7 protein-coding genes are annotated in these 7,033 nt (G+C 66.9%); 3 read left to right on the forward strand and 4 right to left on the reverse strand.

Annotated elements, in window-relative coordinates:
- Positions 1-161: 161 nt before the first annotated feature.
- Genes G568_RS0112155 through G568_RS18750 form a run of 3 tightly spaced genes read right to left on the reverse strand, consistent with a single transcriptional unit; the run spans position 162 to position 2,952 of the window.
- Positions 162-947, reverse strand: coding sequence for an enoyl-CoA hydratase/isomerase family protein (locus G568_RS0112155; protein ID WP_051202964.1), 786 nt, complete (start codon positions 945-947; stop codon positions 162-164).
- Entirely contained in the window at positions 944-2,263 is a 1,320-nt protein-coding gene (locus tag G568_RS0112160; protein ID WP_026758300.1) for a phenylacetate--CoA ligase family protein, read from the reverse strand. Before G568_RS0112160 ends, G568_RS0112155 begins: the two co-directional genes overlap by 4 nt.
- Positions 2,260-2,952 carry a TetR/AcrR family transcriptional regulator gene (locus G568_RS18750; RefSeq protein ID WP_051202966.1) on the reverse strand — a complete coding sequence of 231 codons (693 nt, stop codon included), beginning with the start codon at positions 2,950-2,952 and terminating at the stop codon, positions 2,260-2,262. The genes G568_RS0112160 and G568_RS18750 overlap by 4 nt, the downstream gene beginning before the upstream one ends.
- Positions 2,953-3,102: 150 nt before the next feature.
- On the opposite strand from G568_RS18750, the gene G568_RS0112170 reads away from it, so the two are divergent.
- From G568_RS0112170 to G568_RS0112180, 3 genes are read left to right on the forward strand one after another with little or no spacing between them, the layout of a single operon-like run.
- Positions 3,103-3,570: a (2Fe-2S)-binding protein gene (locus G568_RS0112170; protein WP_026758301.1), complete on the forward strand. Its 468-nt coding sequence runs from the start codon at positions 3,103-3,105 to the stop codon at positions 3,568-3,570.
- Positions 3,567-5,816: a xanthine dehydrogenase family protein molybdopterin-binding subunit gene (locus G568_RS0112175; RefSeq protein ID WP_026758302.1), complete on the forward strand. Its 2,250-nt coding sequence runs from the start codon at positions 3,567-3,569 to the stop codon at positions 5,814-5,816. The genes G568_RS0112170 and G568_RS0112175 overlap by 4 nt, the downstream gene beginning before the upstream one ends.
- Positions 5,813-6,181: a winged helix-turn-helix domain-containing protein gene (locus G568_RS0112180; protein WP_026758303.1), complete on the forward strand. Its 369-nt coding sequence runs from the start codon at positions 5,813-5,815 to the stop codon at positions 6,179-6,181. The genes G568_RS0112175 and G568_RS0112180 overlap by 4 nt, the downstream gene beginning before the upstream one ends.
- Positions 6,182-6,748: 567 nt before the next feature.
- Here G568_RS0112180 and G568_RS19955 read toward each other — a convergent pair.
- Positions 6,749-7,033, reverse strand: a 285-nt coding sequence (locus G568_RS19955) for a transposase (RefSeq protein WP_026758304.1), incomplete at its 5' end; no start/stop codon positions are given.

The raw sequence follows: 7,033 nt of genomic DNA on the forward strand, positions 1-7,033 counted from the left end.
CGCTTATGTAAGAGTTTTGTAACAGAAATATGAAACCTGAACGAACACGGCGGCGGATCGCCGGATTTCGGGAAAAATTTTCCGGGGCGCGGACGCTAGAAAACCCCACCGGCGCGGGGCGCGGCGGGGTGTCGGGTGGGGCATGCGGGCGCGCGTGCGCCTCAAAAGTCCTTGAGCAGGCGGGTGGTTTCCGGGTCGAGGAACCCGGCGACGGTGGCATCGGTTTCCATTTGCAGCGCGCGGTTCAAATCGGCGTTGGCGTTGGCATTGAGCGTGCGCTTCATGGCCCGTACGGCCAGCGGCGGCAGGGCGGCCAGGTGCCGGGCGGTCTCCATCGCCTCGTCGCGCAGGGCCAAATCGGGCACCACGCGCCAGGCGAGCCCGGCCTCGGACAGTTCGGCCGCTGTGTAGCGTTGGCCGAGAAACAGCATCTCGCGCGCCTTTTGCAGCCCCACCAGCGCGGGCAAGAGCGCGGTAACCGCGCCGGTCACAAAGAGGTTGAGCGACACCTCGGGAAAGAACGCGCCCGCGCTTTCGCCCCAGATCGGGAAGTCGCAGTTGATCGCCCATTCAAAGCCGCCGCCCACGGCCCAACCATTGATCGCGCCAACCACGGGTTTCGGCCCGAAGGTGATCGCGTGTGTCGCGCGCTGGATCGCGTCGACAAGGGCGCGGGCCTGCTGTTCGGTTTCGGGGTGGGTGTGATCGTGGCGATCGTCGCCCGCGCAAAAGGCGCGCCCGTTGCCAGTGAACACGATGGCGCGGGTCTGCGTATCGGCATTCGCGTCATCAAAGGCGCGCGCCACGTCGCGGATCAGGGCCGGGTTCATCGCATTCAGGCGCTCGGGCCGGTTAAGCGCGATCACGCGCACCCCGTCCCCCATCAGCGTGCTCTCTATGGTTTCATAGGTTTGCTCAGTGGTCTGGTCTGCGCTCTGGTCGGTCATTGGTCGCTCCTGATCACGCGTTTGGTTTTGCCTTCGGTCACGGGGAAATGGCCGTGGGGGTACACCGTGACCTCGGCGGAGGCGCCAAGGCGGTGTTTGATGGCGCTGGCGACGCGGGCGGCCAGCGCGGCATCGCCCATTGCGGAGTCACTCGTGGCGCCCTCGGCCCGCTCGACGCTCAGCGGCAGACGGTCATAGGGGGGCGGGCCATCGAGGATAATGCGGTAATCACCCGATAGCTCCGCGAATTCGTTGACCACGGCGGCGACCATGCTGGGAAACAGGTTGAGGCCGCGCACCACGACCATGTCATCGCTGCGCCCCACCACGCGAAAGCGAAAGCCGGTCCGCTCGCATTTGCACGGCTCGGTCGCGGTGATGGCGATGATGTCGCCGGTGCGGAACCGCACCAGCGGCTGGCACTCGCGCACGAGGTGCGTCAGCACCAGCTCGCCCTCGGCCCCATCCGTGAGTGGAAGCGGCGCGCCGCTGTCGGGGTCGATCAGTTCGGGCCAAAGCACATCGGCGGCCATGAAATGCAGGTCGGTGTCATGCGCGCATTGCGCGGCGAAGTTGGAAAACACGTCCGATACGCCGTAATTGGCGTTGCGCGGCTCCATTCCCCAGGTGGCACGGATACGCTCGCGGAAGGCGGGATCGTCCAGGCCCGGCTCGCCCCCGAAAAGGCCCAGCTCAAGACCCAGGTCGCGCGGGTCGGTGCCGGGGAACTTGTCGGCCAACACCCGCTCAAGCACGGCGGGGTAGGACGGCGTGCAAGAGATCGCATTGATGCCGACCTCTTGGATGGTGCGGATCAGTTGCTCGGTCCCGCCGACGCCATAGGGCACGACCAGCGCGCCAGTTGCTTCAAGCGTGCGGTGATCGGTCAGCCCGCCCATCCACATCTGGTAATTCAGGCAGTGCACCACGGTCATGCCGGGGCCAAGGCCGGCGGCGCGGTGACTGCGGCCGCCGACGACCTCGGTGATGTGGCAATCGTCGGCCGACAGGGCAAGGTTCATCGCCTGCCCGGTGGTGCCCGACGTGCGGTGCAGGCGGTTGGCCATGCGACGCGGCGCGGCAAGGTAGTCGCCGAACGGGGGATGCGCGGCCTGCGATCGGCGCAGTTGCGATTTGTCCGACAGCGGCAGCACTGGCAGATCGTGCAGGTCCTGTGGCGGCGTGCGCCCCTGCCACAGATAGCGGTAGAACGCGGAGTTTTGCGCGACGTGGAATGCCTGCCTTTGCCAGGCGGCTTGCTGGTGCTCCAGCAGCCAAGCCGGGTGCCTGTATTCGGCGCGATCAACGAGGCTCATTGCTCCATCCCCTTTTGCCAGATCGTGCTGAGCGTGGTGATCACCTGCTCGCGGTCGTCCGACACCGCCGCGAGGGCCGCGTCGCGGTTGAAATGCAGGGCGACAAGGTATTGATCGACCATGCCGCCAAGCGCGTAGGCGCGGCGCATCAGCTCGTCGTGCGGCGGCACCGGGCGGCCGGCCTGGGACAGGCGGCGCGCGGTCGCCTCGGCCACGATACGGGCCCAGTCGTGATTGAGGCGCTGGAACATCGCGGCGGCGGCGGGGTAGCTTTCAAAGCCGCCAAGCAAGCAGCGCATCAGCCCGGGGTTTCTATCGAACAGGTCGAAATAGGCCGCCGTCGCGGCGCGGGTGCGCGCGCCGCCCCGGCCCTTGGCCGCGTGGCGCATCACCTGCTGCACGTGTTCGACAAAGGCGCCCAGAACATCATCCAACGCGGCGTTCAAATCGCTGAAGTAGACATAGAACGTGCCATGCGCCACGCCGGCCAGCGCGCAGATATCGGCCACCTTGAGCGCGGTCGCGGGCCGCTCATTCAACGCGGTGCACAGGGCGATGCGCAGCCGCGTGCGGGTGCGGTCCGATTTCTTCATGCCGGTTTGCGCCTGCTCCAGGGCGCGGGCGAAATCGATGCTTTGCGCCGCCTCGGGCGGTGATGAGTGGGCGGGGTCTTGGGCGTTTGGGATCATGGGGTCCTCATTTATGAAAATGACATCAATATCAATTATTGCATGCTGTCAAGCCCCGGCCCGCACTGCTGACACCTCGGGCAATGGGGCTATGTGCAATTGAAATGAATTATACTACGCTAGGTCGTGAACTGCCGGAGGGGCCGCATGATCCGATTCACCGTAAATGGTGCGCAGGTCGAGACAGATCTGGAGCCCGAGACGCCGCTCTTGTGGGTTCTGCGCGATACGCTGAAGCTGACCGGCACGAAATATGGCTGCGGGATCGCGCAATGCGGGGCCTGCACGGTGCATCTGGACGGGATCGCCATGCGGTCGTGCCAGATGCAGATCGGGGATCTTGAAGGCGCCGAGGTGGCTACGATCGAGGCGCAAGGCACGCCCGAGGCCCCGGGCCCGGTGCAGCGCGCCTGGATCGAACACCAGGTGGCACAATGCGGCTATTGCCAGTCGGGGCAGATCATGGCGGCGGCGGCCCTGCTGGCCGAGGTGCCGGACCCCGATGATGCGCAGATCGACGACGCCCTGTCGGGGAACCTGTGCCGCTGCGGCACCTATCCGCGCATCCGTGCGGCGGTGCATCGCGCGGCCGAGCTGATGCGGGAGGACACCCAATGAGCCGCGCGGGCAAGATCGCGCGCCGCACGTTCCTGTTTGGCACGGTGGCCATCGCGGGGGGGGTGGCACTTGGCTACTACGTGGTGCAGCACCCGCATGACAACCCGCTCAAGCCGGGGCTGGACCCGGGCGAGGCGGCGCTGAACCCTTATGTCCTGATCGACGCGGACGGCGTGACCATCATCACCCCGCGCACCGATATGGGGCAGGGGGCGCATTCGGTTCTGGCCGCGATGGTGGCCGAGGAGTTGGACCTGGCGTGGTCCGATATCCGGGTCTGGGACGGGCCGCCGGGCGCGGCCTATTACAACGCCAAGGTCGCGGCCGAGGCGCTTCCGTTCTCGGCGACCGATGACGGGTTCGTGGCGCGCAACGCGCGGGCGTTCGGCGGGCGGGTGGCCAAGGTTCTGGGTCTGCAAATCACCGGCGGATCGACCACCGTTCCCGATGGGTTCGACCGGATGCGCATGGCGGGCGCGGCGGCGCGGCAGATGCTGATCGGCGCGGCGGAGGCAGAGACGGGCATCTCGCAGGCCGACTTGACCACGCGCGACGGCCATGTCGTGACGCCGGACGGCGAGGCGATTGCCTATGCCGACCTGGCCGTGCAGGCGGCAAAGATCGCGCCGCCGGACGAGGTGGCGCTGAAATCGCCCGACGACTGGCGCTACCTGGGCCAACCGATGGAGCGGCTGGATATCGTTGCCAAGTCCACCGGCACGCAGGGCTATGGCATCGATATCGATCTGCCGGACATGCTATATGCCACGGTGCGCACCAACCCGCGCCGGGGCGGCGTGGTGCGCGGCTATGACGCCAGCAAGGCCGAGGGCATGCCGGGCGTGCAACGTGTCGTACCCGTCACCGGCGGCGCCGGGGTGATCGCCGATAGCACCTGGCGCGCGATGCGCGCGGCACAGGAAATCAGCTTTGACTGGGGCGAGGCGCCTTATCCGGCGGATACCGCGCAGATGTGGGCGCAGCTTGAGGCGTCGTTCACCGAGGCGTTGCAGGATTCGCGGTTCCGCGACGATGGCGACGTCGATGCGGCGCTGGAACAGGCCGGCGGCGAGGTGCTCGAGGCGCAATACCGCGTGCCGCACCTGGCGCATGCGCCGCTTGAGCCGATGAACGCCACGGCGCAGCTCAAGGATGGGCGGCTGGATATCTGGGCCTCGACGCAGATCCCGATGTACGTGGTGGCCACGGCGACGCGCCTGACCGGGCTGAAGGCTGAGGATATCCATCTGCACAACCAATACGCGGGCGGCAGTTTCGGCAGGCGGCTGGAGGATGACTTCATCGCCGAGGCGATCGAGCTGGCCATGGTCGCCGAGGGCCGCCCGATCAAGATGACATGGACTCGCGAAGAGGACATGAGCCACGATTTCCCGCGCCCCATGGCGGTGTCGCGCGCGCGCGGCGCGGTGGCGGATGGCAAGGTGGCGGCGTTCGACCTGTCGCTGGCGACACCGTCGGTCGCGCAATCGCAGGGCGGGCGCTTGAACCAGCCGATGCCGGGCCCCGACGTGGCGATCGTGGCCGGGGCGTGGGATCAGCCGTTTGCGATTCCCGACTACCGGGTGACGGGCTACCGGGCGCAGCCGATGGTACCGGTCAGCTCATGGCGGTCGGTGGGCGCGTCGGGCAACGGGTTCCTGCACGATTGTTTCCTTGATGAGTTGATCCACGCTGCGGGGGCCGATCCGTTGCAGGAACGGCTGCGCCTTTGCGACGATCCGCTATCGCGCGGGGTGTTGGAGGCAGTGGGCGAAATGTCGGGCTGGTCCGGGCCGGACATGGGCGACGGGCGGGCGCGCGGCGTGGCCTTTACCCTGTCTTTCGGGGTGCCGGCGGCCGAGGTCGTGGAAGTGAGCCAAACCAACGCGGGACTGCGCATCGACAAGGTGTTCGTCGCCGTTGAGGTGGGCCGGGTTCTGGACCCGGTGAATTTCGACAACCAGGTCAAGGGCGGCGTCATCTGGGGCTTGGGCCACGCGATGAACTGTGAATTGACCTACAAGGACGGCATGACCGAGCAGCGCAATTTCGACAGCTACCAGGGCATGCGCCTTTACCAGGCGCCGAGCATCGAGGTGCGCGCATTGGAGAACGGCGAGACCATTCGCGGGATTGGCGAGCCGGCCGTGCCGCCCGCCGCGCCGGCCTTGGCCAACGCGATATTCGCCGCCACCGGGCAGCGCATCCGCGAGTTGCCGTTGAACCGCCACGTGAGCTTTGCATGAGCGAGGGGCGGGACGGCGAGGCGCCGCGCCTGCGGCTGCGGGTGGTGTTCGGGCCGGGGGCGATGTTGGGCCCGGGCAAGGCCGACCTGCTGGCGTTGATCGACGAGACGGGATCGATCTCGGCGGCGGGCCGGCGGATGCGGATGAGCTACAAGCGGGCCTGGACGCTGGTTGAGACGCTGAACACGCTGTTCGCGGCGCCACTGGTTAGCAGCAGCCGGGGTGGCGAGGGCGGCGGCGGCGCGCGCCTGACCGACATGGGCCGCGAGGTTCTGGCGCGGTACCGGGCGTTGGAGCGGCACGCGGCAGAGGCCGGCGCGCCGGAGATCGACGCGCTGGAGGCCCTGCGCCGCCCGGATGGGTGATTCGAAGGTTAACGGGCTGATTTTGCAGGGGTCGGCACGTCTGTATCCCGGCGGTCCCACGTCGGTATCGCGTCGGTATGGGCGCCGAACAGGGGGCGGGTTAATGCGCCGCCCGCCACGCAACACCCCAAGATGTAGGCGGGGATGAATCGCGGGGGCACGGCCCTGCGCCCCGCCCGAGCGAGCCGGGGCCAGGTGCGCGCGCCGCGACGAGAGGGGGCGGTCGCGATGGGGAAAAGCGGAAGGTCGCCGCGCTATGAGCGAAGGAGTGGCGTGCGGGACAAAGGAGGCGTTCGCCTCCGCATCGGCAATGACCGCTCCCAGCCCGGAGCGGACCCATAGTCCTTGGCTCAAATTTGCGATAGCTGCCCTTCGCCGCACGGGTTGCGAACTGGTAAGATGCGGACAAAGCCGACATTTCCGACTTTTAAATCCGTCGAATTGGCGATGCTCGCACAGACGGATAGACTCGCTGATCTGGCTTCATCTGAGTGAGGATCAGAAGCCTAGATTGACTCTGTTGCACAAATTGGTTGAAGGCCAGACGCCCCCTTTCCCCAGACAGACTCATCCTACGGGCTCAGTTATGGGTATGCCGAGCGCGGTATAGCCGTTCATGACGAGGATGCGGACTTGGACTTCCGCAACCTGACGATCGAAGTCCCGCGCCATGAGGCGCTGGCCCAGCATTTTCACGCAGTGCATTTTGGTCTCGACGCGGCTTCGGCGGTGGTATCCACTCCAGTTTCGCCAGATCGCGCGGCCGAGGTATTTCGAAGCTCGCAGGGCCTCGTTTCTGGCCATTGCACCCGCGGTGACGGTCTTCCACGGCTTGGCGTTTTTGCGAGGCGG

It is taken from the genome of Sediminimonas qiaohouensis DSM 21189, from assembly GCF_000423645.1.
GTDB classification, from domain to species: Bacteria; Pseudomonadota; Alphaproteobacteria; order Rhodobacterales; family Rhodobacteraceae; genus Sediminimonas; species Sediminimonas qiaohouensis.